The 22,451-nt window shown below is 68.3% G+C and carries 24 protein-coding genes; 8 read left to right on the forward strand and 16 right to left on the reverse strand.

The features are described 5' to 3' along the window. Nucleotides 1-88: 88 nt before the first annotated feature. The 4 genes from K2W61_RS18265 to K2W61_RS18280 form a co-directional block, all read right to left on the reverse strand. Nucleotides 89-1,621, reverse strand: coding sequence for an ABC transporter substrate-binding protein (locus tag K2W61_RS18265; RefSeq protein WP_236756263.1), 1,533 nt, complete (start codon nt 1,619-1,621; stop codon nt 89-91). 54 nt (nt 1,622-1,675) lie between these two features. Further along, a complete protein-coding gene (locus tag K2W61_RS18270; RefSeq protein WP_272909315.1) occupies nt 1,676-3,529 on the reverse strand; it encodes an ABC transporter ATP-binding protein in 1,854 nt (617 codons plus the stop codon). A 9-nt stretch (nt 3,530-3,538) separates the two neighbouring features. Next, on the reverse strand, nt 3,539-4,051 hold the full coding sequence (locus K2W61_RS18275) for a winged helix DNA-binding protein (protein ID WP_175133902.1): 513 nt from the start codon (nt 4,049-4,051) through the stop codon (nt 3,539-3,541). Between the two features lie 172 nt (nt 4,052-4,223). Further along, nucleotides 4,224-4,706, reverse strand: a complete 483-nt coding sequence (locus K2W61_RS18280) for an Lrp/AsnC family transcriptional regulator (protein ID WP_217467967.1) — start codon at nt 4,704-4,706, stop codon at nt 4,224-4,226. A 122-nt stretch (nt 4,707-4,828) separates the two neighbouring features. Here K2W61_RS18280 and K2W61_RS18285 point away from each other — a divergent pair, with 122 nt between their 5' ends. After that, the gene (locus K2W61_RS18285) at nt 4,829-6,307 is read left to right on the forward strand and encodes an aminotransferase class V-fold PLP-dependent enzyme (RefSeq protein WP_236756264.1); all 1,479 of its coding nucleotides are present in this window, start codon (nt 4,829-4,831) and stop codon (nt 6,305-6,307) included. A gap of 51 nt (nt 6,308-6,358) precedes the next feature. On the opposite strand, the gene K2W61_RS18290 is transcribed toward K2W61_RS18285, so the two are convergent. Further along, nucleotides 6,359-6,724 (reverse strand): hypothetical protein, encoded by a 366-nt coding sequence (locus tag K2W61_RS18290; protein WP_236756265.1) that lies wholly within the window; start codon nt 6,722-6,724, stop codon nt 6,359-6,361. Nucleotides 6,725-6,853: 129 nt separating this feature from the next. On the opposite strand from K2W61_RS18290, the gene K2W61_RS18295 reads away from it, so the two are divergent. From K2W61_RS18295 to K2W61_RS18305, 3 genes are all read left to right on the forward strand, one after another. Further along, nucleotides 6,854-7,462 carry a class I SAM-dependent methyltransferase gene (locus K2W61_RS18295; RefSeq protein WP_175140578.1) on the forward strand — a complete coding sequence of 203 codons (609 nt, stop codon included), beginning with the start codon at nt 6,854-6,856 and terminating at the stop codon, nt 7,460-7,462. A 201-nt stretch (nt 7,463-7,663) separates the two neighbouring features. Next, nucleotides 7,664-8,893, forward strand: a complete 1,230-nt coding sequence (gene fmdA, locus K2W61_RS18300) for a formamidase (protein ID WP_236756266.1) — start codon at nt 7,664-7,666, stop codon at nt 8,891-8,893. A gap of 22 nt (nt 8,894-8,915) precedes the next feature. After that, complete coding sequence (locus tag K2W61_RS18305) at nt 8,916-9,248, forward strand: zinc ribbon domain-containing protein (protein WP_175133907.1); 333 nt, start codon at nt 8,916-8,918, stop codon at nt 9,246-9,248. 152 nt (nt 9,249-9,400) lie between these two features. Here K2W61_RS18305 and K2W61_RS18310 read toward each other — a convergent pair whose 3' ends face one another. The 11 genes from K2W61_RS18310 to K2W61_RS18360 all read right to left on the reverse strand — a co-directional run bounded on the left by K2W61_RS18310 (nt 9,401) and on the right by K2W61_RS18360 (nt 19,679). Then, on the reverse strand, nt 9,401-10,147 hold the full coding sequence (locus K2W61_RS18310; RefSeq protein WP_175133908.1) for an ABC transporter substrate-binding protein: 747 nt from the start codon (nt 10,145-10,147) through the stop codon (nt 9,401-9,403). 112 nt (nt 10,148-10,259) lie between these two features. Further along, on the reverse strand, nt 10,260-10,679 hold the full coding sequence (locus K2W61_RS18315; RefSeq protein WP_175133909.1) for a copper resistance protein NlpE: 420 nt from the start codon (nt 10,677-10,679) through the stop codon (nt 10,260-10,262). A 142-nt stretch (nt 10,680-10,821) separates the two neighbouring features. Continuing rightward, nucleotides 10,822-11,739 (reverse strand): SMP-30/gluconolactonase/LRE family protein, encoded by a 918-nt coding sequence (locus K2W61_RS18320; RefSeq protein ID WP_175133910.1) that lies wholly within the window; start codon nt 11,737-11,739, stop codon nt 10,822-10,824. Nucleotides 11,740-11,755: 16 nt separating this feature from the next. After that, on the reverse strand, nt 11,756-12,754 hold the full coding sequence (locus K2W61_RS18325; protein ID WP_175133911.1) for a Bug family tripartite tricarboxylate transporter substrate binding protein: 999 nt from the start codon (nt 12,752-12,754) through the stop codon (nt 11,756-11,758). 33 nt (nt 12,755-12,787) lie between these two features. Next, entirely contained in the window at nt 12,788-13,750 is a 963-nt protein-coding gene (locus K2W61_RS18330; protein ID WP_175133912.1) for a Bug family tripartite tricarboxylate transporter substrate binding protein, read from the reverse strand. Between the two features lie 316 nt (nt 13,751-14,066). Continuing rightward, nucleotides 14,067-15,137, reverse strand: coding sequence for a cyclase family protein (locus K2W61_RS18335; RefSeq protein ID WP_236756267.1), 1,071 nt, complete (start codon nt 15,135-15,137; stop codon nt 14,067-14,069). An 11-nt stretch (nt 15,138-15,148) separates the two neighbouring features. Then, entirely contained in the window at nt 15,149-16,096 is a 948-nt protein-coding gene (locus K2W61_RS18340) for an NAD(P)-dependent oxidoreductase (RefSeq protein WP_419761606.1), read from the reverse strand. Beyond that, on the reverse strand, nt 16,093-16,776 hold the full coding sequence (locus K2W61_RS18345; RefSeq protein ID WP_175133914.1) for an RraA family protein: 684 nt from the start codon (nt 16,774-16,776) through the stop codon (nt 16,093-16,095). Before K2W61_RS18345 ends, K2W61_RS18340 begins: the two co-directional genes overlap by 4 nt. A gap of 38 nt (nt 16,777-16,814) precedes the next feature. After that, nucleotides 16,815-17,810, reverse strand: a complete 996-nt coding sequence (locus tag K2W61_RS18350) for a Bug family tripartite tricarboxylate transporter substrate binding protein (RefSeq protein WP_236756268.1) — start codon at nt 17,808-17,810, stop codon at nt 16,815-16,817. 26 nt (nt 17,811-17,836) lie between these two features. Then, a complete protein-coding gene (locus tag K2W61_RS18355; RefSeq protein WP_236756270.1) occupies nt 17,837-18,703 on the reverse strand; it encodes an amidohydrolase family protein in 867 nt (288 codons plus the stop codon). A gap of 7 nt (nt 18,704-18,710) precedes the next feature. Beyond that, on the reverse strand, nt 18,711-19,679 hold the full coding sequence (locus tag K2W61_RS18360; RefSeq protein WP_175140582.1) for a Bug family tripartite tricarboxylate transporter substrate binding protein: 969 nt from the start codon (nt 19,677-19,679) through the stop codon (nt 18,711-18,713). Between the two features lie 107 nt (nt 19,680-19,786). Between K2W61_RS18360 and K2W61_RS18365 the strand changes: the two genes are divergently transcribed. The 4 genes from K2W61_RS18365 (at nt 19,787) to K2W61_RS18380 (ending at nt 22,402) form a co-directional block, all read left to right on the forward strand. Further along, nucleotides 19,787-20,512, forward strand: coding sequence for an IclR family transcriptional regulator (locus K2W61_RS18365; protein ID WP_175133918.1), 726 nt, complete (start codon nt 19,787-19,789; stop codon nt 20,510-20,512). An 88-nt stretch (nt 20,513-20,600) separates the two neighbouring features. Then, entirely contained in the window at nt 20,601-21,074 is a 474-nt protein-coding gene (locus tag K2W61_RS18370) for an OsmC family protein (RefSeq protein ID WP_175133982.1), read from the forward strand. Between the two features lie 29 nt (nt 21,075-21,103). After that, nucleotides 21,104-21,751 (forward strand): glutathione S-transferase family protein, encoded by a 648-nt coding sequence (locus K2W61_RS18375; protein WP_175133919.1) that lies wholly within the window; start codon nt 21,104-21,106, stop codon nt 21,749-21,751. A 75-nt stretch (nt 21,752-21,826) separates the two neighbouring features. Then, nucleotides 21,827-22,402, forward strand: coding sequence for a GNAT family N-acetyltransferase (locus K2W61_RS18380; protein WP_236756271.1), 576 nt, complete (start codon nt 21,827-21,829; stop codon nt 22,400-22,402). Nucleotides 22,403-22,451: the final 49 nt, after the last annotated feature.

A 22,451-nucleotide genomic window follows, 5' to 3' on the forward strand; every position in this document is an offset into this window, starting at 1 on the left:
CGCCCCCCTAGCGGGATGCCGCGGATCCGGCTCCGCCGGTCCGCAGGCATGCCCCTGGGGGAAGGCGCGCAGCGCCTCGGGGGGGACTCTACTCCACCGCCGTATCGAGGAACCGGAAGCGGATGTCGCCCGGCACTTCCAGGTTCTTCACGCGCTTGTTCACGCCGACAATGGTGTTCAGGCTGTACAGCGGCATTTCCAGCGCCTGGTCGGCTACGTAGGCGGCGATCTCATGCAGCATGGCTTCGCGCTTCTTCACGTCATAGACGGTGCGCTGCGCCTCCAGCATGGCGTTGAGCTTGGGATCGTTGTCGTACGGGTTCCACTTCTGGCCCGAGTGGTACATCAGGTAGGCGGTGTTGTCGTAGTCGTAGGTCCAGCCGCCCCATTGGTTCTGCCACATCTCGCCGGTCTTGCCGCCGGGGATGATGTCGTTGAGCAGCACGCCGGTTTCATACGGCTTGATGGTGGCGCGCACGCCCACCGCCTGCAGGTAGCCGGACACTGCCTGGGCCACTTCGCGGAAGTTCGAATCGCTGCCGCGCACGTCGATCTGCACCGTCGCGCCCGGCTTGATGCCGGCGCCGGCCAGCAGCTTCTTGGCTTCGGCGGGGTTGAAGGGCAGGGGCTTCTGCTCGGGGTTGTAGCCGAAAGACTGCGGGCCCTGGAAGCTGGCGATGGTCTTGGCCTGGCCCAGCAGCAGCTGCTTGACGATGGTGTCGCGGTCCACCGCCATGATCAGCGCACGGCGCACGTCGCGGTGCTGGGTGATGCCGTTCTTGGTGTTGTAGCGCAGCGCGAAGGCGACCGGACCGCCGGTCGAGATGACATCGGCCTTGCCCGACTTCTTGACCGTCTCGATCAGGCCCAGCGGGATCAGCGTGGCAATGTCGACGCGGCCGGCCTGCAGCTCGGCAACCTGGGTGCCGGGCTCGCTGATGAAGCGGTACACCACCTTGTCCAGCTTGGGCTTGCCGCCCCAGTAGTCGTCATTGCGCGCCAGGGTCACGTTGACCTTGGGCTGGTAGCTTTCGAACTTGAACGGGCCGGTGCCGACCGGATGGGTGTTGAAGTTCTCTTCGCCCTTTTCCTGGATGTACTTGGGCGGCACGATCATGGCGCCGTAGCCGGCCAGCTTGGTCAGCAGCACGGGATCGGGGTGCTTGAGGATGAAGTCGACGGTGTATTCATCCACCACCTTGACCTCGCCGATCGAGTCGTAGTTCGACTTCTGCGGGCCCTTGGCGCCTTCCGCGCCCAGCAGGCGATCGAAGGTGAATTTGACGGCTTCGGCGTTGAACGGCTCGCCATTGTGGAACTTGACGCCCTGGCGCAGCGTGAAGCGCAGGCGCTTGTTGTCGTCCAGGTATTCCCACTTGGTGGCCAGGCCCGGTTGCAGCTTCAGGTCGGCGCCGCGCATGGTCAGGCCGTCGTACAGGTTGCTGCCGACCGAACCCCAGAAGGTCACGAAGGTGTCGATCGGATCCCAGCTGCCCGGGTCCTGGTTGATGGCTACATTGAGCGTGCCGGCGGCCTGGGCGGTCGACAGGACCGCGGGCAGGGCGCCGCCCAGCGCCAGGGCCAGGGCGGTGGCGGTGAAGGTTTTGCGTAGGAAGAGCATGTTCAACTCCAGGGACGGGAAATCGGCCGGGCCGACGTGTAGAAAACGGAAGGTTCAGGCGGCGCGGGCCACGCGGTGGCCGGGCGCGCATTCAACCAGGGGAATGATCGCCGGCTCGTCGCCCACGCGCCGCACCGGGCTGGGAATCTCGCCCTCGATCAGCGAGGTGTCGATGTGGCGGCCGGGCTCGGCCACCGGCACGGCGGCCAGCAACTTGCGGGTGTAGGCGTGCTGCGGCGACTCGAAGATCTGGCGGCGCGTGCCCAGCTCGACGATCTGGCCCAGGTACAGCACCGCCACGCGGTGGCTGACCTTCTCCACCACCGCCATGTCGTGGGTGATGAACAGGTACGACAGGCCGCGGTCCTGCTGCAGGTCCATCAGCAGGTTCAGGATCTGCGCCTGGATCGAGACGTCCAGCGCCGACACCGATTCGTCGGCGATGATCAGCTTGGGGTCGCTGGCCAGGGCGCGGGCGATGCAGACGCGCTGGCGCTGGCCGCCCGAGAATTCATGCGGATAGCGGCGCGCGTGCTCGGGCTTGAGGCCCACCTGTTCCAGCAGTTCGCCGACGCGGCGCGCGATGGCGGCCTCGTCGCTCAGCAGGCGGTGGGTGCGGATCGGCTCGGCGATGCTGAAGGCCACGGTCTTGCGCGGGTCCAGCGAGGCATACGGATCCTGGAAGATGTACTGGATCTCCTGCCGCAGGCGCTGGCGGCCGGCGGCGTCCATCGCGAAGATGTCCTGGCCGTTGTAGCGCACCGCGCCCGAGGTCGGCGCCACCAGTTGCTGCAGGGTCTTGCCGATGGTCGACTTGCCGCTGCCCGATTCGCCCACCAGCGCCAGCGTCTCGCCGGGGTAGACGTCGAAGCTCACTTCCTCGACCGCGTGCACGCGGTGGGTGACGCGGCCGAACAGGTTGTGGCCGACGTCAAAGCGCGTGGTCAATTTCTCCACGCGCAGCACCGGTTCGTCGTAGCGCGCCGTGTCCTGCTCGCGGGTCTGGCCCACTTCGCGCAGCGTGTCGCCTTCCAGCACCGTCTGCGGCGTGCGCAGCGGCAGGTCGCGGCCGGTCAGGCTGCCCAGGCGGGGCACGGCGGCCAGCAGGGCGCGGGTGTAGGGGTGCTTGGGGGCGCGGAAGATCTCTTCCACCGGCCCCTGCTCGACCTTTCTGCCGCGCAGCATCACCACCACGTCGTCGGCCATCTCGGCCACCACGCCCATGTCGTGCGTGATGAAGATGACGGCCGTGCCCAGGTCGCGCTGCAATTGGCGGATGGTGTTCAGGATCTGCGCCTGGATGGTCACGTCCAGCGCGGTGGTCGGCTCGTCGGCGATCAGCAGGCGCGGCTGGCACGACAGCGCCATGGCGATCATCACGCGCTGGCGCATGCCGCCCGACAACTGGTGCGGATAGCGGTCCAGCAATTGCTCGGCATCCGGCAGGCGCACCTTTTCCAGCAGCGCGCGCGCCGCCTTGCGGGCGGCCGAGCGCGACAACTGCTGGTGCAGCATGATGGCCTCGATGATCTGGTCGCCGATGGTGAACACCGGGTTCAGCGAGGTCATCGGCTCCTGGAAGATCATGGCGATGTCGTTGCCGCGGATCGCGCGCATCTGTTCGTCGGACGCGGCGGTCAGGTCGATCTCGCGGTCGTCGCCATCGCGCAGCAGGATCTGGCCGGTGGCGATGCGGCCGTTGTTGTAGTCCGTCAGCCGCATGATGGCCATGGACGTCACCGACTTGCCCGAGCCGGACTCGCCGACGATGGCCAGCGTCTTGCCGGGCCGCACGTCGAAGTCCAGGTTCTCGACGGCGCGGAACACACCGTTGTCGGTATTGAAGTCCACCGAGACGCCGCGCACGGACAGCAGCGGCTGGGCGGAGGGGGCGGGAATGCTAGACAACGTGGATTCTCACAGCGAGGTGGCGGCGCGGGCGGCCTGGTCGTACAGGCCCGACAGGGCGCGCAGGGTATTGGCCAACTGGTGGCTGGCATCGTCCGCGGCGGGGGAGTCGATGAAGGGTTGCACCAGGCATTGCTCGCGCACTTCGGCGTAGCGCTGGATAGCGGCCGCGCCGGCATCGGTGGTGGTGTAGATCACTTCCTTGCCGGTCTTGGCGCTTTGCACCACGCCCAGCCGCTCCAGCTTCTTGAGCGAATAGTTCACCAGATGGGTGTCTTCGACATTGAGCGTGAAGCAGATGTCCGCCAGTTTCTTGCCGCGGCCGCGATGGAACACGTGGTTCAGCACCAGAATGTCCAGCGAGGTCAGCTCGGGCAGGCCGGCGCAGGCCATGCAGCGGACCATCCAGCGGTTGAAGGCGTGCGAGGCGATGATCAGGCCGAACTCCACCTCGGACAACTCCGGGGCGGACGAGGCGAGATGAGAGGAGGAAACAATGGCGTCCCTGACGGAGACAGGCATGAGCAGATGGGGACGGATCGACAATAAAACGTTGGCGAATTATTGACGATTTGTCTATATGCAGGCACCCGGGATAACCCGTGGATATAAGGCGGCGGGCGACTCATGGGCAGGGGTCGCCTGGCGCCAGTCCCGGTCCGTGGCGCGCGCCGCCGGGCCGGCGTCCGTCGGGCTAGGCGGCGGCATCATGCAGCAACCCCAGGTCGGGTGGCCGGTTTTCGATGATGGCTTCCATGCTGAAGAACCCCGTCACCGTGGACAGTTCGAAATCGGTGATCAGCTTCTGATAGAAGCGGTCGTACCCGGCGATGCCGCGGCAGACCACCTGGATCAGGTAATCCCAGTCGCCGCCGATGCGGTAGAAGCCGGTCACTTCGGGCAAGCGCTCGACGTGCTTGCGAAAGCCGTCGGCCCATGCCTTGGCGTGGTGGCTGGTGCGGATCATCACGAACACCGTCAGGTCCAGCCCGAGTTCCGCCAGGTTCACCTCGGCGCGGGTGCCGCGAATGATGCCGCAGGCGTTCAACCGTTGCAGCCGGCGCCAGCAGGCGTTCTGTGACAACCCGACCCGGTCGGCCAGCTCGCGCTGCGACAGCGAGCCTTCGCGTTGCAGGCAGGAAATGATATTCAGATCAAACTTGTCAATTTTTTCCATAATCCAGTTCAAATGATCTGTTTTTGAGGATTTTAAGGAAAATTTAGGTGAGGTTTCAAAATTCCTTCCATCGTATGATATTCCGATAACTTTCCCGCCAGCCGTTTCTTCGAATCCTCATCATGTCTACCCCCGCGACCCCGGCCGCCACAGGGCCGTTGCGCCAGTTCCAGCTCTCCCTGCAATCCTCCGACATCGTCGCCAGCCTCGCCGACGGGCTGATCGGCAAGGACGCCGTCATTGAAGGCCCGTTCGGCCTCAAGCCTCTGGTCTACGCCGATTACGTGGCCTCCGGCCGCGCGCTCATGCAGGTCGAACGCTTCGTGCTCGAGCACGTGCTGCCGTACTACGCCAATTCGCACACCGAAGCCTCCTTCTGCGGCGGCTTCATCACGCGCCTGCGGCGCGAGGCGCGCGCCGCGGTCGGCCGCTGCTGCGGCGCCGGCGACGAACACGCCGTGATCTTCTCCGGCTCGGGCGCCACCCAGGGCATCAACCGCCTGGTGCACCTGTTCGGTGTGCCGGCCGCGCTGGCCGCCGGCCGCAAGGTGCGCGTGGTCATGGGGCCATACGAACACCATTCCAACATCCTGCCGTGGCGCGAATGCGGCGCCGACATCGTCGTGCTGGCGGAAAGCCCGCAGGGCGGCCCGGACCTGGGCGAGCTGGACGCCGCGCTGCAGGCGCCGGACGGCACGCTGGTCATCTGCGCGCTGTCGGCCGCCTCCAACGTCACCGGCATCGTCGCCGACGTCCCGGCCATCACCCGCCGCGTCAAGCGCGCCGGCGCCCGGATGATCTGGGACTACGCCGGCGGCGCGCCGTACCTGGACATCCGCATGACGCCCGCGGCCGATGCGCCGATCGACGCCATCGTGTTCTCGCCGCACAAGTTCATCGGCGGTCCCGGCGCCTCCGGCATCCTGATCGTGCGCCGCGATGCCGTGGTCGCCGCCACGCCCACCTTCCCGGGCGGCGGCACCGTCAAGTTCGTCTCGCCTACGGCCCACGACTACAGCGCCAGCCTCGAGGCGCGCGAAGAGGCCGGCACGCCCAATGTGGTGGGCGACATCCGCGCCGCGCTGGTGCTGCTGGTCAAGGAGGCGCTTGGCGCCGACCTGATGGCGCGGCGCAATGCCGCCTTCGTGCAGCGCGCGCTGGCCCGCTGGCAGGACGATCCCCGCCTCGAACTGCTGGGGTCATTGCGCGCGCCGCGCCTGCCGATCTTCTCGTTCCGCGTGCGCAACGGCCAGGGCGGCTACGTGCACCAGCAACTGGTCACGCGCATGCTGAGCGACCGCTTCGGCATCCAGGCGCGCGGCGGCTGCGCTTGCGCCGGCCCGTATGTGCATCAGCTGCTGGCGATCGACGAGGCCGAATCGGCGCGCATGCGCCAGGCCATCCTGGATGGCCGCGAGATCGAAAAGCCGGGCTTCGTCCGCCTGAACTTCAGTGTGCTGCTGTCCGACGCCAAGGCTGATTTCATTCTCGACTCGGTGCTGGCGCTGGCCGCCGACGCCACCGACTTCGAAAGCCGCTACGACTTCGATCCGGCCCGCGCGATCTTCTTTCCGCGGGCCGAACCGGCGGCGGTCGCTTGACGCGGCCACGATGCATCGCGGGGGCCTGGCCCCCGCTGCCAGACCGCCCCGCTATGGTTTCATGTAGGGACCGCAGGTATTGATCCACGCGGTCTTGAGCGCGGCCAGGTTGTCAGACTGGCCCGTCATCGCGCGCACGGTGTCTGCGGGAAATTCCCCGCCATCGCGCACGCATTGCTCATAGTCGTCGACCTGTTCGAACGCCATGTCCAACAGGTCCAGCCGGCCCTGGCACAGCGGCGCGTTCAGCTCTTGCCAGTTGGCCGTCTCGCGGCCTTTCTGCACCGCCACGGCGTCCTGGTAGCGGGCGGCGCTGGCGTCGAACCGCGCCACGCATTCCGCGGCCGCCTGGGCGGCGCCCAGGGGCAGGGCACAGGTGAGCAGGAGCAACGCGGGCAGGGGGCGGGAAAGGGACATGGTCAAAGTATTTCGTTGCGGCCGGAGCGCGCGTGTTCTAGGTACCGGTGTGAAAATATCGGATCATTCCCATAGTCACGCCAGCTTGTGTAACGCATATTGCTCTCCCTCGAAGCAAGAGGGACTGTGATGCGCAAATTGAAATATATCGCCAAGCGGGCGTTGTTCAGGCTGTCGCCTGTTCTGGCCGAACGCTGTGGGGCCCACTTCAGGCTGGACACCCCGAGCCGCGCATTTCTCGAAGCGTCTATTTTCGGATATCTGAACCGGCTGGCAGCCGCCGGGCCCGAACCACAGCAACTGCTGTTCCTCGGCGTGGACAAGCACAATTGGCACTATCCCCGCTTGCTGCGGGCAGACTTCCATTCGCTCGACATCTCGCCGCGCAACGCGGTCTACGGACGCCCGGGGCGGCATTGGACCGGCGATGCGCTCGAGATGGCGGCGCATTACGGCCCGGACGCCTTCGATGTGGTGGTCGCCAACGGCCTGCTCGGCTTCGGCATTGACGGTGAGGCCGCCCTGCGTCGCCTGCTGGCGCAATGCCACCAGGTGCTCAAGCCCGGCGGCGTGCTGGTGCTGGGCTACAACGATCTGCCCGAGCGCACGCCGTTTCCGGTCGTGGTGGACGACGGGTTGGAGGAGTTCGTGCCCGCCATCGACGGCATGACCGCCTCGCGCCACATGGTGGACGACTGCTACCGGCACGTCTATTGCTTCTGCCGCAAGCGCGGCTGACGGCGCGGTCCGGGCAAGGGGGCGCCGGCCCGCGGCGATGGCGTCACTGTGAAAAAACCCAGTTTACCGTTGCCTGAATCTGGCCTACCGTGCATGACGCATCAATGGTCGCCGACGCCCACGCGAACGCGTCAGGCCGGTCGGCAGGCCAAGGATGGCAAGTTCTGTTTTATCAACACGTTGCGTTGGAGATGAAAGAGAATGACCGACACCCTCATCCAGGTTGACCTGACCCAGTCCCCCTACGAGAACGAGAAGATTCACAACCGCTGGCATCCGGATATCCCGATGGCCGTCTGGGTCAAACCCGGCGACGACTTCATCCTGGAGACCTACGACTGGACCGGCGGCGCCATCAAGAACGACGACAGCGCCGACGATGTGCGCGATGTCGACCTGTCCACCGTGCACTTCCTGTCCGGCCCGGTCGGCGTCGAAGGCGCCGAGCCTGGCGACCTGCTGGTGGTGGACCTGCTGGACATCGGCGCCAAGCCCGACAGCCTGTGGGGCTTCAACGGCTTCTTCAGCCGCAACAACGGCGGCGGCTTTCTTACCGACCACTTCCCGCATGCGCAGAAGTCCATCTGGGATTTCCACGGCATGTTCACGTCGTCGCGCCACATCCCGGGCGTCAGCTTCGCCGGCCTGATCCATCCCGGTCTGATCGGATGCCTGCCCGACAAGAAGCTGCTGGATACCTGGAACCAGCGCGAGCAGGCGCTGATCGACACCGACCCCAACCGCGTGCCGCCGCTGGCCAACCCGCCGGCGCCCAAGACGGCGCACATGGGCGCGCTGCAAGGGGCCGAGCGCGACCGCGCGGCGGCCGAGGGCGCGCGCACCGTGCCGCCGCGCGAGCACGGCGGCAACTGCGACATCAAGGACCTGTCGCGCGGCGCGCGGGTGTTCTTCCCGGTCTACGTCAAAGGCGGCGGGCTGTCGGTGGGCGACCTGCATTTCTCGCAGGGGGATGGCGAGATCACGTTCTGTGGCGCCATCGAGATGGCCGGCCGGGTGCACATGCGCGTTACGCTGATCAAGGGCGGCATGGACAAGTACGCCATCCGCAATCCGATCTTCAAGCCCAGCCCGATCACGCCGGCCTACAAGGACTTCCTGATCTTCGAAGGCATCTCGGTGGACGAGGGCGGCAAGCAGCACTACCTGGACGTGAACGTGGCCTATCGCCAGGCCTGCCTGAACGCCATCGAATACCTGAAGAAATTCGGCTACTCGGGGGCGCAGGCCTATTCGCTCCTGGGCTGCGCGCCGGTGCAGGGGCACATCAGCGGGGTGGTGGACATTCCCAACTCCTGCGCCACGCTATGGCTGCCGACCGAGATCTTCGACTTCGACATCCAACCGTCGGCGTCGGGACCGGTCCAGCACATCAAGGGCGGCGTCGACATGCCCCTGTCGCGCGACCGCTGAGCCCCGCGCCAAGGAGACCGACATGCCCATGTATGACTACGCCTGTGCCGACTGCGGCGAGTTCGCGGCCTTGCGGCCGCTGGCGCAATGGCGCGATCCGGCCGACTGCCCGCGCTGCGGCGCCGCTTCGAGCCGCATCGTCGGCGGCGCGCCCGCGATCTCGGCGCTGTCCTCGGCCGTCAACCGCGCCCATGCCGCCAACGAGCGCAGCGCCAACGAACCGCGCAGCTCGCGTTCGGGCCACGGCTTGAACTGCGGCTGTTGTGCGGGCGCACGCAAGTCCGGCAAGACGCGCACCGCGGCCGACGGCGCCAAGTCCTTTGCCGGCGCCCGGCCCTGGATGATCAGCCACTGAGGCGCGCGCGGGTTGCCGCCGATGGCGCCCGGTTTGCCGGGCCGTCATCGGCGGATTGCGCCGGCCGGCGCGCGGCCGGCCGACAGGGCCGCGCGCGACACGCCCCGGGTGGCATCCAGGCCAGAGGGCCGCTGGCGTGGCCCGGCATCCCTTTATTGCGGCGCCGCGTCCAGCGGCGCCACCGCGGCGCCCTGGATCTTGTGGCGCGCCAGGGCCTCGGCGACGAAGCCGCTTTTCTTCATGGCTTCGACAAAGGCGGCCAGGTAGGCGCTGGCCTTGGCGCCGCGGCGCTTGGGCACGCCCATGGCCTGGCGGATCAGCATGAAATGGCCGTCCAGCAGGCGCAGGCCGCCCAGGCGTTGCGCATCGGCCTGCAACTGCTGCCTGACCCCGGCCGCCACTTCCATGTTTTCCTTGACGAAGGTGTCGACCACGGCGGGCGAGGTGGGCGCGCGGAACAACTCGGCGTGCTTGATCTCGCGCGTCAGGTACAGGTCATAGGCGCTGCCCTTGCCGACCACCACGCGCTGGCCGGCGCGGTCCACCTCTTCCATGCGGGTGATGGGGGAATCATCGCGCACCAGGTAGGCGCCTTCGATCACCACGTACGGCGCGGTGAAGGCGATCTGTTCGCCGCGCAGCGGATCGATCGCGAAAAAGCCCACGTCGGCCTGCTCGGCGGCGACCGCGTTGACCGATTCGCCGGCGGACTTGAACACCACCAGCTCCAGCTTCACGTCCAGCCGGCGGGCCAGTTCGGTGGCCAGGTCGACCGACACGCCGCCGGGCGCGCCGGTTTCCGGGTGGGTATTGGCGAGGATGGGGTTGCCCAGGTTGATGGAGGCGCGCAGCACGCCGGTCGGGGCAAAGGCGTCGAGCAGTTCGTGATCGGTCTTCATGGCTTCCTTTGTTGGAGGCGCGGCGCCCATGGCGGGGCGGGCGGCGCGGCGGGTGCTGCGGCAGAGAATAGCCGGAAGCGGGAGGCTTGCGGGCGGCCGGCGCGGCGGCGCGCTAGTGCGCGCGCCGCAGGATGTAGTGCGGCGCCAGCGGCCCGGTGGGGCGGGTGCCGTCGCGGTACAGCATGATCACCTGGTTTTCGGCGATGAAGTAACGCTGGCTGTCACCCGAGGCGTCCAGGCGGATGGTGCTGCCGTCGGACTCCCAGCTGAAGGTGCCGGCCACCGCTTCGGGTTGCGGCTGACGGTCCAGGTACTGCGTGGTGCGCTCGTAGCGGCCATCCTTCATCAGCGTCAGGCGGGTGCGGATGCCGGGGCAGTCGGCGCAGGGCAGGGTGCCTTCGTAGCTGCCGGGCCAGTCGAGCGAATCGCGCGCGGTGTGGCTGTCCACGGGCACGGCGGACGTGTGGCGGGAGGGGGCGCAGCCGGCAAGCAGGGCGACGGTCAGGGTGCAGGTCAGGGTGGTTTTCATCATGGCGAGCTCCTGTGTTGCTGTGCGTCCACGATACGGACGCAAGCCCATCCTTGCTGAAACGGGATGTAAGGGCACGCGCGGCGGGCGCCCCAGGCCCGCCGCGCTTGTCCCCCGTTCGAACTGGCCCGGCGCCGCGACCGTTTCAGCGCGGAGCGCGGGCCAGCAGGCCGGGGTGTGGCGCGCGCGCGGTCAGGATCGTGCCCGACACCGATTCGGTGCAGAACAGCGTGCGGCCGTCCTCGCCGCCAAAAGCGAGGTTGGTGGTCGACATGCCCTCGGGACTGCGCCAGACGATCTCCGGCTCGGCGCGGTGGTTGAGCAGCCACACGTAGCCCAGGCCGGGATTGCACACCAGCAGATTGCCGGCGCGGTCCACCGCCAGGCCGTCCGGGCCGCTGGGACCGTACGAGGTGAAGAACTGGCTCACCTTGCTGACGCCGCCGTCCGCCATCAGCGGCACGCGCCAGACGCAATTGCCGCGCGTCACCGCGAGGTACAGGACCTTGCCGTCAGGCGACAGCGCCACGCCATTGGGGCTGGGCACGTTGTCGAGCAGGCAATCGAGCTGGCCACCCGGGCGCAGACGGTACAGCCGGCCGCTGGGATCGTGCAGGCCGCTCTGGCCCTGGTCGGTGAAATAGATATTGCCCTGCGCGTCGAGGATCAGATCGTTCACGCCCTTGAAGCGCTCGCTGTTGCGGCGGGCCAGGTAGGGTGCGACCTGCCCGCTAGCCACGTCCAGGACCATCAGGCCGTTCTTGTAGTCGGTGATCAGCAGGCGTTGCTCGTCCAGGAACTTCATGCCGTTGGGCTCGCCGTCGTATTCGACCACCAGCGACCACTGGCGATCGGGCCCGATGCGGAACACCCGCCCCCAGGGGATGTCGGTGACGTACAGGTTGCCATGGCGATCGAACACCGGGCCTTCCAGGAACGAATCGACCGGCGCCCCGCCGCGGTTCGCGTCGGCCCAGTCGCTGCGCTGGTGGCGGCGGAAGCGGTCGGGCATGGCGGTCCATGCGTCCAGTTGCGCCACTTGGGGCGGTTGCAGGAAAAACATGCGGTCTCCTCGGCGTCTACTTGGCGTCGTAGCCAATGCTGCGGGCCACGTTGCCCCACATTGTGCTGCTGTCGGCCAGGATGCGGGCGAATTGCGCCGCGTCGACGGCGCGCGGCTCGGCGCCCATCTTGGTGGCGAAGGTCTGCATTTCCTGCGATGCCATGGCCTTGGCCACCTCGCGCTGCAGGCGTTCGGTGACCGCCGGCGGGGTGCCCTTGGGCGCCCACAAACCGGTCCAGTTGATCACGCCAAAATCCTTCACGCCGGCCTGCGCGAAAGTCGGCACATCGGGAAGCACCGGCAGCCGCTTGGTGCCGCTCACCGCCAGCAGGCGCAATTGCCCGCCCTGAGCCGGCCCCATCAGGCCGGTGGTCGAAGCGAATTGGAAGTCGATCACCTTGCCCAGCACCGCCTGGGTGGCTTCGGCGGCGCCCTTGAAGGGCACGTGCATGAACTTCACGCCGGTCGCCAGCGCCAGCCCTTCGGCGGCGAAGTGGGGCGTAGTGCCGGGGCCGCCCGAGCCATACGTGACGGTGTCGGGCTTGGCGCGCGCCCGCGCTATCAGATCATCGAGGGTGCGATACGGGCCATCGGCCGCCACCGCCAGCGCCATGGGCGCGAAGATGAAGGCCGACACGGGCTGCAAGTCCTTTGCCGGATCAAAGGGCAGTTGCTTGAAGATGTGCGGCAACAGCGAATAGGTGGTGTCGTTGGCCACCAGCGTGTAGCCATCGGCCGGCGCGCGGGCCACCTGGCTGACGCCGATGGTGCCGGTCGCGCCCGGCTTGTTCTCCACGACGAAACTCTGGCCGGTCTGCGTCGACAGCAACTGCGCGACCTTGCGCGTGGCCACGTCGACCGCGCCGCCCGGGCCGTAGGGCACCACGATCCGCACCGGGCGGCTGGGCCAGGGGTCGGCGGCGCGGGCGATGCCGCAAGCCAGCAGCGGCAGGGTGGCCGCGACAAGCAGCGCGGCGCGTCGACGGCAGGAGCGGGTTCGGGGATGGTGAGTCATCTGTCTTCCTCTGCTTATGGTGGTGCGGGAGCGTTATTCGGCTTTGAGTCCCAGCTCGCCGGCCAGGTTACGGTACGTATCGACTTCATGGGCCAACTGCGTGCTGAAGGCCTCGCCGCAGGTCTGGCGCGGCTGCATGCCCAGGGCGTCCAGGCTCTTGATCGTGGCGTCGGCCCGCGAGAACTCGCTCGCCACCTGCTCCAGCTTGGCGCGCACGTCCTGCGCCAGGCCAGCGGGGGCCAGCAGGCCATACCAGGCGTCGGCGCGGTAGCCCGGCACGCCGGCCTCGTCGAACGTCGGCACTTGCGGCAGTTGCGCCAGGCGCCGGGGCGCGGCCACGGCCAGGGCCGAGAGCTTGCCGGACTGGATCTGCGGCAGTACCGAGCCGAGCGTCGCCAGAGAGCTGTCGACCTGGCCGCCCATCAGATCGGAGACCGCCTGCGCCGCGCCCTTGTACGGGATGTGATTCATCTGGATGCCGGTCTGGCGCAGGAACTGCGCCGTGGCGAAGTGGCCGGAACTGCCGGTGCCGGGCGTCGCATAGGTCAAGCGGCCCGGCTCGGCGCGGGCGCGCGCCAGGAACGCGTCCAGCGTCTTCACCTTCAGGGCGGGACCGGTGACCAGCACGGTCGGGCTGACCGCCACCGCGCATAGCGGCGTGAAGGATTTCAGCGCATCGAAACGGACCCGGTCGGCGTAGAGCGCCGGAATCATGGTGTGGTTGGTGGCGCCGAACAACAGCGTGTAGCCATCGGGCGCGGACTTGGCGACGGCCTCCGCGGCCAGGATGGTGTTGGCGCCCGGGCGGTTCTCGACCACGAAGGTCTGGCCCAGCGCCTGCGAGGCATACGAGGCGAAGGCGCGGGCCACCACGTCGGTGGGGCCGCCGGGCGAGAAGCCGACGACGACGCGCACGGGACGGTCGGGATAGGCGGCTTGGGCGGCGCCGGCTGCAAGCAGCAGCGAGGCCGCCAGGGCGGACAGCTTGAATTTCATGGCAGGTCTCCGTTTGCCTTGGGGTCGCGGCAGGGCGCCGCGTTATTCGTTGTGGATGCCGGCGTCGGCCAGGGTGCGGGCCGCGCGTTCCGTCTGCGGGTCAGTCAATGACCGCGCGGAATTCGGCGGCGCCGCGGACAGCGTGGGTGCGCCGCCCGCTTGAGCGGACGGTCGGGCGATTGCGTGGCCACGATGCTGGCGCAGAACGCTGGCGCCAGCGGCAAAAGACGGATCGGTTTCACGAGATGTCTCCTCGGGGGGGGGCTGGGCGCGCTGCCTGTGCCGGCGGCTGCGCCCATGGGGAATTTGGGGGGATTCAGACCGTGGCGATGGGCGTGGCCGGTGAGCCGGCCGCGCCCGGCAGGCGTAGCGGGGGCGCGGTCAAGAGGAAGCGGTGGCGCCCATTGGCGCGCAGCCAGCGCGCCAATGGCGTCAGCCACCACAACTCGCCCAGGTGGATGCCATTCTTGAACAGGCAGTGCTCATGCAGCGGCAGGCGCGGGCGGCGCAGCGGCGTCGCCGGGCCGCCCAGGCTGACCGGCCACACCAGTTCGACGGCGGGGTTGTCGGCAATCAGGCATGCCAGGCGCGAGTCGACGATCCATTGCAGCAGCCGCGCATCGTCGCCGTCCAGACCGCTGCCGGTGGCATGCAGGTGCGCGACGTCGGGCTGGCGGTTCATCGACATCAGCGTGTCGCCGAAGCCGGTGTGCAGGCACACCATGTCGCCCGCTTCGATGGTCACGCCGTCGGCCTCCAGAATGCGCATCAGCGCGTCATAGCCCACGGCGGCGCGGGTGCGGCCGACATGGGCTTCCAGGTCGATCAGCACCGCGCGGCCCTGCACGCCGTGCTCGGCCAGTTGCTCGATGCCGAGCGCGTCGGCGCGGGGCCCGGGAAAGCGGGCCCAGTCCGCCACGGCCCCCGGGTCCTCCGAGGCCGCCAGGACCTCGGCGCCGGCCCGGAAGCCGTTGTAGAACACCGCCTCGGCCTGGCCGTCGCCGTCGGCGTCGAACCGGCTGCCCATGTGCGCCAGGCTGTCCCATTGCGTCGAGTACTGTGTATTCATCAGCAGTACGTCGTCGCACACCACGTCGGTGAGCAACGGGTCTTCCGTCGCGTAGGACCAGCAAAAGCCCTGGGCCCCGGCGCTCTTGCCGTCGCGCAGCGTGGCAAAGCGTTGCGGCGGCAGGCGGCGCGGGTTCAGCGCCATGCCGCCCGGCACGTCCAGCGGCAGCGACAGGCAGAATGTCAGGCCCTCGCGGACTTCCGCGATGCCCTGCAGTACCTTGGCGCGATCCACCAGGTTCATGCGGCCGCGTTGGTCGTCGGGGCCGAATTCGCCCCAGTTGCTGCCCGGCGGCGCGTGCTTCCAGCGTTGCGGCATGGCGTGGCTCCTCAGGCTGGCGAGGCTGCGCGGGCCAGCACATCCAGCACATTGCGCGCCGCGGCCACGCCCATGTTGACGTAGGCCGCGCTGGTCACGCCGCCGATGTGCGGGCTGAGAATGATGCGCGGCTCCTGCAGGAAGGGGTGGCCGGCCGTCATGGGCTCGACGGCGAAACTGTCCAGGCCGGCGGCGCGCACCTGGCCCGAGCGGACCGCCTGCAACAGCGCGTCTTCGTCGACCAGGCCGCCGCGCGCGGTGTTGACCAACACCACGCCGGGCTTGCACTGCGCCAGCGTCGCGGCATTGATCATGCCGCGGTTCCCGTCGGTCAGCGGACAGTGCAGCGACACCACGTCGGCCTCGCGCCAGATCGCTTCGAGCGGCGCCTGGGTGATGTAGCCGGGCAGGTCGCCGGCGTACGGGTCGAAGCCGATCACGCGCATGTTCAGGCCGTGCGCCATGGCGGCCATGCGCCGGCCGATGGCGCCCAGGCCCACCAGGCCGATGGTCTTGCCGTCCAGTTCCAGGCTCTTGTGCGTCGATTTGTCCCAATGGCCCGCGCGCATGCGCGCATCCAGGGCCACGACCGATTTGGCGCACGCCAGCAGCAACGCCAGCGCATGCTCGGCCACGGCGGCGGCATTCACGCCCACCGCGGCCACGACCTGGACGCCGCGCTGGGCGGCGGCGGCCTTGTCGATGGTGTCGGTGCCGCTGCCGTGCTTGGAAATCACGCGCAGCGCGGGCGCCGCATCCATGGCGGCGGCGCCGACCTTGCTGTAGCGCACGATGATGGCGACCGGGTTGTGTTGACGGCACAACGCCACGATGTCGTCTTCGGTGGGCGTCTTGCCGGCGAACACCAGGTTGAAATCCTGGAGCAGCGCGACCGCTTCCGGGGCCAGGTCGGCCGCGGTCACGACAATGGCGGCCTTGCCTGCGGCGATCGGATTCACAGCGACTCTCCTTCCTTCAGCACGCCCGCGGCGCGCAAGGCGGCGGTCAGCCATTTGGCCTCGGTGTCGCCGGCCTGGATCGCGGCGATGCGCGCGGCCTCGTCGCGGACTTTCTTTTCGGCGGCGGGCAGCAGGCCTTCGATTTTCTCGCGCTCGACCACCACCACGCCGTCGGCATCCCCGATGATGAAGTCGCCGGGGTGGACGGTCACGCCGCCGACCGACACCGGATGGCCGATGCGGCCGGGCACGTTCTTGGTCGGGCCGTTCGGATTGGTGCCCGCGGCGAATACCGGGTAGTCCATTTCGATGATCTCAACCGCGTCGCGCGCCGCGCCATCCATCACTACGCCGGCGATGCCCAGCTTGCGGCAGGCGTTCATCATGATGGTGCCCATAAGCGCCGAGCTGAGGTCGCCCTTGCCGTCGATCACCAGCACGTCGCCGGGCCTGGCCAGCGAAATGGCGGCATGGATCATGAGGTTGTCGCCGGGCCGCACTTCCACCGTCAGCGCCGTGCCGGCCAGCTTCATGCCAGGATGCAGCGGGCGGATGCGGCCGCTCAGCGCGCCGCGGCGGCCGGCCACATCGGCCAGGATGGCCGGTTGCAGCGCGGCGGCGCGGCTCACGATGTCTGCGCCGACGCGCGGGAAGTCCTTGATAATGTCCTGGTTGGCCATGAATGTTCCTGTGGAAGGTAAGTGTCTTGAAGGCAGGGTCAGGCCGGCTTGATGCCCGCCTCGCGGATGACCTTGCCCCATTTGTCGAAGTCCGCTTTGCGGACGGCATCGAGATCCTGCGGTGTGCCGCCGGCCAGCGTGATGCCGAGCTGATCGGCCAGCGTCGTCAGCGCCGGGCTTTGCAGGGCGCGCCCGATTTCGGCGTTGAGCCGGGCGATGATGGGAGCGGGCGTGGCGGCCGGGGCGAACACGGCCTGCCATTGCTCCACCACGAAATCGTTGAATCCGGCCTCGGCCATGGTCGGCACCTGCGGCAAGGCAGGCAGCCGCCGCGCCGACGTGGCGGCGAGCGCGCGCAGCGCGCCGGTCTGCACATGCGGCAGCGCGGCCGCCGCGGGAATGAACGCGAACTGCACCTGCCCGGCGAGCGTGTCCTGCAGCGCGGGCGTGTCGCCCTTGTACGGCACGTGCAGGAACCGCGCGCCGCTCTTTTGCTGCAGCAGTTCCCCCTGCATATGCAGGATCGTGCCGGTGCCGCCGGAGGCGTATGCCAGGCTTTCGGGCGCCTTTTTCGCGGCCGCGATCAGTTCGGCCACCGTGCGGAAGGGCTGTTCCTTGCCCACCACCAGCAGATGCGGAATGGTGCCGACCTCGATGATGGGCGCGAAATCCGCCACCGGGTCGTAGGTCAGCTTGCCCAGTATGTGCGGCGCAATCGCCTGCGGCCCGATCGAGGTGCCCAGCAGCGTCAGGCCGTCCGGCTCGGCGCGGGCCACGCGGGCGGCGCCGATGGTGCCGGTGGCGCCGGGGCGGTTGTCGACGATCACGCGCGTGGCCATCTGCGCGTCCAGTTGTTGCGCGATGGCGCGGCCCAATACGTCGGTGCTGCCGCCGGCCGGGTAGGGCACCACCCAGGTGATGGTCTTGCCGGCCGGCCAATCCTGCGCGGCGCGCGCGCTGAAGGCGGCGCTCGCGGCCAGGGCCGCGCCAACGGCGATGAAGCGCCGGCGAGAGAGGGTGAAGGGTGCATGCATGGGGTGTCTCCTCGGTGTTTTGGTATTTATGCCGGAAAGCCGTACAAGGCCGCCGGGTTGTGCACCAGGACTTGGCGCAACCGGGTGCTGCCGGTCCATTCGGCCAATCTGTCGAACTGGCGCGCGTCGTCGGGCATGGGCTGCATGCCGGCCGACGCCGATGCGTGGGGCCAATCGCTGCCCCAGACGATGCGTTCGGGGTTGGCATCGAGATAACTGCGGGCCAGGGCGTCGAGCGCCGGGTCCTCGACGCAGTGGCGCGGGCTGACGATGTAGCCGCCCGACAGCTTGAGCCAGGCGCGGCCTTGGCCCAGCAGGCGCAGCACCAGGGCATGGGCGGGATGCGCGCCGGCCTGCTGCGGACCGATACGGGCCATGTGGTCGAACACGACCGGCGCCGGCAATGCCGACAGCAGGCCATCCAGTTCCGCCAGCCGATCGGGCGGCATCAGCAACTGGACATGCCATCCCAGCGGGGCCACCCGCGCCGCCAGCGGCAGGATCTGGTCGACCGAGCCGGTCACCCCCAGCGAAAGGTTGAGCCGGATGCCGCGCACGCCGGCGCTGTGCAAGGCTTCCAATTGCGCGTCACTTTCGTTGCCGTCGATCACGGCCACCCCGCGCGCCTGTTCGCCCATTTGGGCCAGCGCATCGAGCATGGCGCGGTTGTCGGCGCCGTAGGTGGACGGCGTGACCAGCACCGCGCGCTGGGTGCCGAGGCGGGCCTGGACGGCGCGGTACTGCGTCATCGACGCGTCCGGCGGCAGCAGCCTGGCGCCGCTCGCCGCCGGATAGCGGCGGTCATAGGCGTGGATGTGGCAGTCGCACGCCCCGGGCGGAGCCGCGGTGGCCGGCCGGGCGTCACCGCTGGAGTAGGCATCGTCGGCAGCCACGGCAGGATCACTCCACCTTCGCGCCCGAATCCATGACGATCTTGCGCCACCGGATGCGGTCGTCGTGGATCAGCTTGGCGAATGCCTCCGGCGTGCCGGTGAGCACGCGCGCCCCCTGTTCCTGGTACTTGACGCGCAGATCCTGGGTCTGGAGCGCTTTGTTGAACTCGGCGTTCAGGCGCTGCACGATGTCCTTCGGCGTGCCGGCGGGGGCGGCCAGGCCGAACCAGGTGACGGCCTCGAAGCCGGGAAAGCCGCGTTCGGCGATGGTGGGCACGTCGGGCATGTCCGGTACGCGCTGCGCTGAAGTCACCGCCAGCGCCCGCATCTTGCCGCTGCGCACGTGGCCGATAAGGGTGGGAACCGACGACAGATACATGTCGATCTGCCCGCCGATCAGGTCGTTGGATGCCTGCGCCGCGCCCTTGTAGGGGATATGCGTGAGCTTGATGCCCGCGGCATTCTGCAACTGCACCGCCGCCAGGTGAGCCACCGTGCCATTGCCGGAGCTGGCGAAGTTCAGCGACCCCGGCTTGGCCTTGGCCGCCGCGAGCATGTCCTCGAAGGTCTTGAACGGCGAGTTGGCCGGCACCACGATGACCAGCGGCGCGTCGGCCACCAGGCCGATGGCGGTGAGGTCTTTCTCGGGGTCGTAGGGCAGCTTGGCGTACAGGGTGGGGTTGATCGCCAGATTGCTGGTCTGTCCCAGTACCAGGGTGTACCCATCCGGCGCCGATTTGGCGACCGCGTCCACGCCGATGTTGCCGCCCGAGCCAGGCCGGTTTTCCGTGACGATGTTCCAGCCGGTGTTGCCGGCCACCTTCATTGCCGCTTCCCGGGCCAGCACGTCGGTGCCGCCGCCGGGCGGGAACGGCACGATCAGGCGGATGGGTTTGTCGGGATATCCCTGGGCGGCACTCAGGCTGCTCATGCACACCAGGGCCAGGCCCGACAGCAAGCGCGCGAACGGCTTCATGTTTTGTCTCCGATGTTTGTTTTTGGTGGACGAATTGTCGAAGAGTGTTCCGTCCAATACAATACGAGTTCGTACAGTGAAACGTGTTGCGTATGGCGAACCATGATATGAATCCGGAATCTGGCGTGGACTCGGCCGAAGAGGGCGTGGTGGCCGTGCGCCGCGCGATGCGCATCCTCGAAGCGTTTGGCGTGGAGGACGCGCATTTGTCGCTGGCGGAACTGAGCCGGCGCACCGGCTGCCACCGTTCCACCGTATTGCGGCTGGCCCGCACCCTGGCGCTGGACGACTACCTGGCGCAGCGGCCCGACGGCACCTGGCGCCTGGCGCGCGCCGCGGGTTGGCTGGGCGCGTGTTACCAGGCCACCTTCAACATCGCGGAGGTGGTCCAGCCGATCCTGCGCGAGCTGTCGGCGGCGACCGGCGAAAGCGCGACGTTCTACGTGCGCGAGGGCAAGCAGCGCATCTGCATGGCGCGCGTCGAAGGCCCGAAGTCGATCCGGCACCACGTGCGCGTCGGCGCGGCCTTGCCTCTGGAGCTGGGAAGCCCGGGCCGCGTGCTGCTCGCTTTTTCCGGTGAAGCGGGCGAACCCTATGAATCGGTGCGCCGCGCCGGCTACATGGTGTCGTTGGGCGAACGCGAGGCCGAGGTGTCCAGCATCTCCGCGCCGGTCTATGGCATCAATTGGACGCTGCTGGGGGCGGTGTGCATTTCGGGACCGATCTCGCGCCTGAGCGAGAGCGTGCTGCTTGAATTGAAGGAACCCATCCTCGCCGCGGCCAGCCGCCTGTCGCGCTCGCTGATGGGCGCGCGACAAGGGAACAAGCCCTAGCGCCGCGGCAGCGTCCGGCGTGGCGCTCGCGCTTGCGCTACGCTACCCGTCTTTGCGCGCCATTGGCGCGAACACCGAGGATGCCGCGATGAATGGCGAACACCACTATGACGTCAGCGTGACCTGGACCGGCAACACCGGCAAGGGCACCGCCAGCTACACCGCGTATGCGCGCGACCACCTGATCCAGGCGCCGGGCAAGCCCGACATCGCCGGCTCGGCCGACCCGGCGTTCCGCGGCGATGCGGCACGCTGGAATCCCGAAGACCTGCTGGTGGCCTCGCTGTCGGCCTGCCACAAGCTCTGGTATCTGCACCTGTGCGCGGTCGAGAACATCACCGTGACGGCCTACCGCGACGATGCGCACGGCGTCATGCGCGAAGATTCCCAGCGTGGCGGCGCCTTCGCCTCGGTCACGCTGCGCCCCGAGGTCACCATCGCCGCCGGTGGCGATGCCGGTCTGGCCGAGGCCCTGCACGCCCGCGCCCATCACTTCTGCTATATCGCCAACTCGATGAACTTCCCCGTGCACTGCGAACCGCGCATCGTCGTGGCCGCGTGACCGGACCGGACCGGACAAAGGTGATCGCCATGCCGACAATCTGGGGCCGGCGCAGTTCATTCAACGTGCAGAAAGTGCTGTGGCTGGCCGGTGAACTCGGCCTGGCCTACGAACACATTCCCGCCGGCGGCCGATTCGGCCTGCTGGACACGCCCGAATTCCTGCGGATGAACCCGCATGGGCGGGTGCCGCTGCTGCGCGACGGCGACACCGTGGTGTGGGAATCGCACGCCATCCTGCGCTACCTCGCCGCGCGCCATGGCGCCGGGGCCTTCTGGCCGGCCGACCCGGCGCGCCGCGTGCGCGCCGACGGCTGGATGGACTGGGCCCAGACGGCGCTGCAGCCGGCCTTCCTGTCCGGCGTGTTCTGGGGCTACTACCGCACCCCCGAGGCCCAGCGCGATCCGTCCGCCATCGCGCGCAGCCTGGACGCCACCCATGCCTGCCTGCGCCAGCTCGATGCGGTGCTGGCCGCGCAACCCTATCTGGGCGGCCAGGCGTTGACGCTGGCCGACATTCCCGCCGCCACCACGCTGTACCGCTACTACGAACTGGACATCGCCCACGAGCCCCTGGCGCACGTGCGGGCCTGGTACGAGCGCCTGCGCGAACGTCCGGCCTACCGCGAACACGTCATGGTGCCGTTCGGCGAATTGAAGGGGCGGCTGGATTTCTGACGGTCGCGGGGCTGTTAAGCTTTCCCTGGCCGGTGCGAACGCATGCCGGCAGGCTTCTTTCTTGCGACATACCCCATGCTCCTGCCTCTTGCCGACTGGCCGCAATGCGCGCCCGAACTGGATATTGCCGGCTTGCGCCTGCGTCCGCTACGCCAGACCGATGCGGCCGACTGGTATGCCTACCTGCGTGACGACAACGTGACCCGCCACACCAGTTGGCAGATCGACGGCGCGCAGGTGCTGGCCGATCTGATCCAGGACTATGCCGACCCGGTGGCCAGTCATTGCATGCGCCTGGCGATCGTCGAGACTGACGACCGCTTGGTCGGAACCATCGGGTTCAACGAGATCGCGCCCGGCGCGCGCCGCGCCGAAATCGCTTATGACCTTTCGCCTTCGCACTGGCGTCGCGGCATTGCCTCGCGGGCCTGCGAGACCGTCACTGCGTGGGCCTTTCAGACGCTGGGCTTGGCCCGGGTCCAGGCCACGGTGCTGGATACCAATACCGCGTCGGCCGGCGTGCTGGAACGCTGCCATTTCGACCGCGAAGGGCTGCTGCATCATTACCGTCAGGTACGCGGCGAGCCGCGCCATTTCTGGATGTATGCGCGCATCTGGCCGCCCGCGCTGGTTGGCGCCGAATGTGGCTAGGCCTGCCTTCCCTTCCCGCGCGCCCGGCCTTGCCAAGCCGCCATTTCCT

The organism is Achromobacter pulmonis, assembly GCF_021733725.1.
In the GTDB taxonomy this organism is placed as follows: Bacteria; Pseudomonadota; Gammaproteobacteria; order Burkholderiales; family Burkholderiaceae_B; genus Achromobacter; species Achromobacter pulmonis.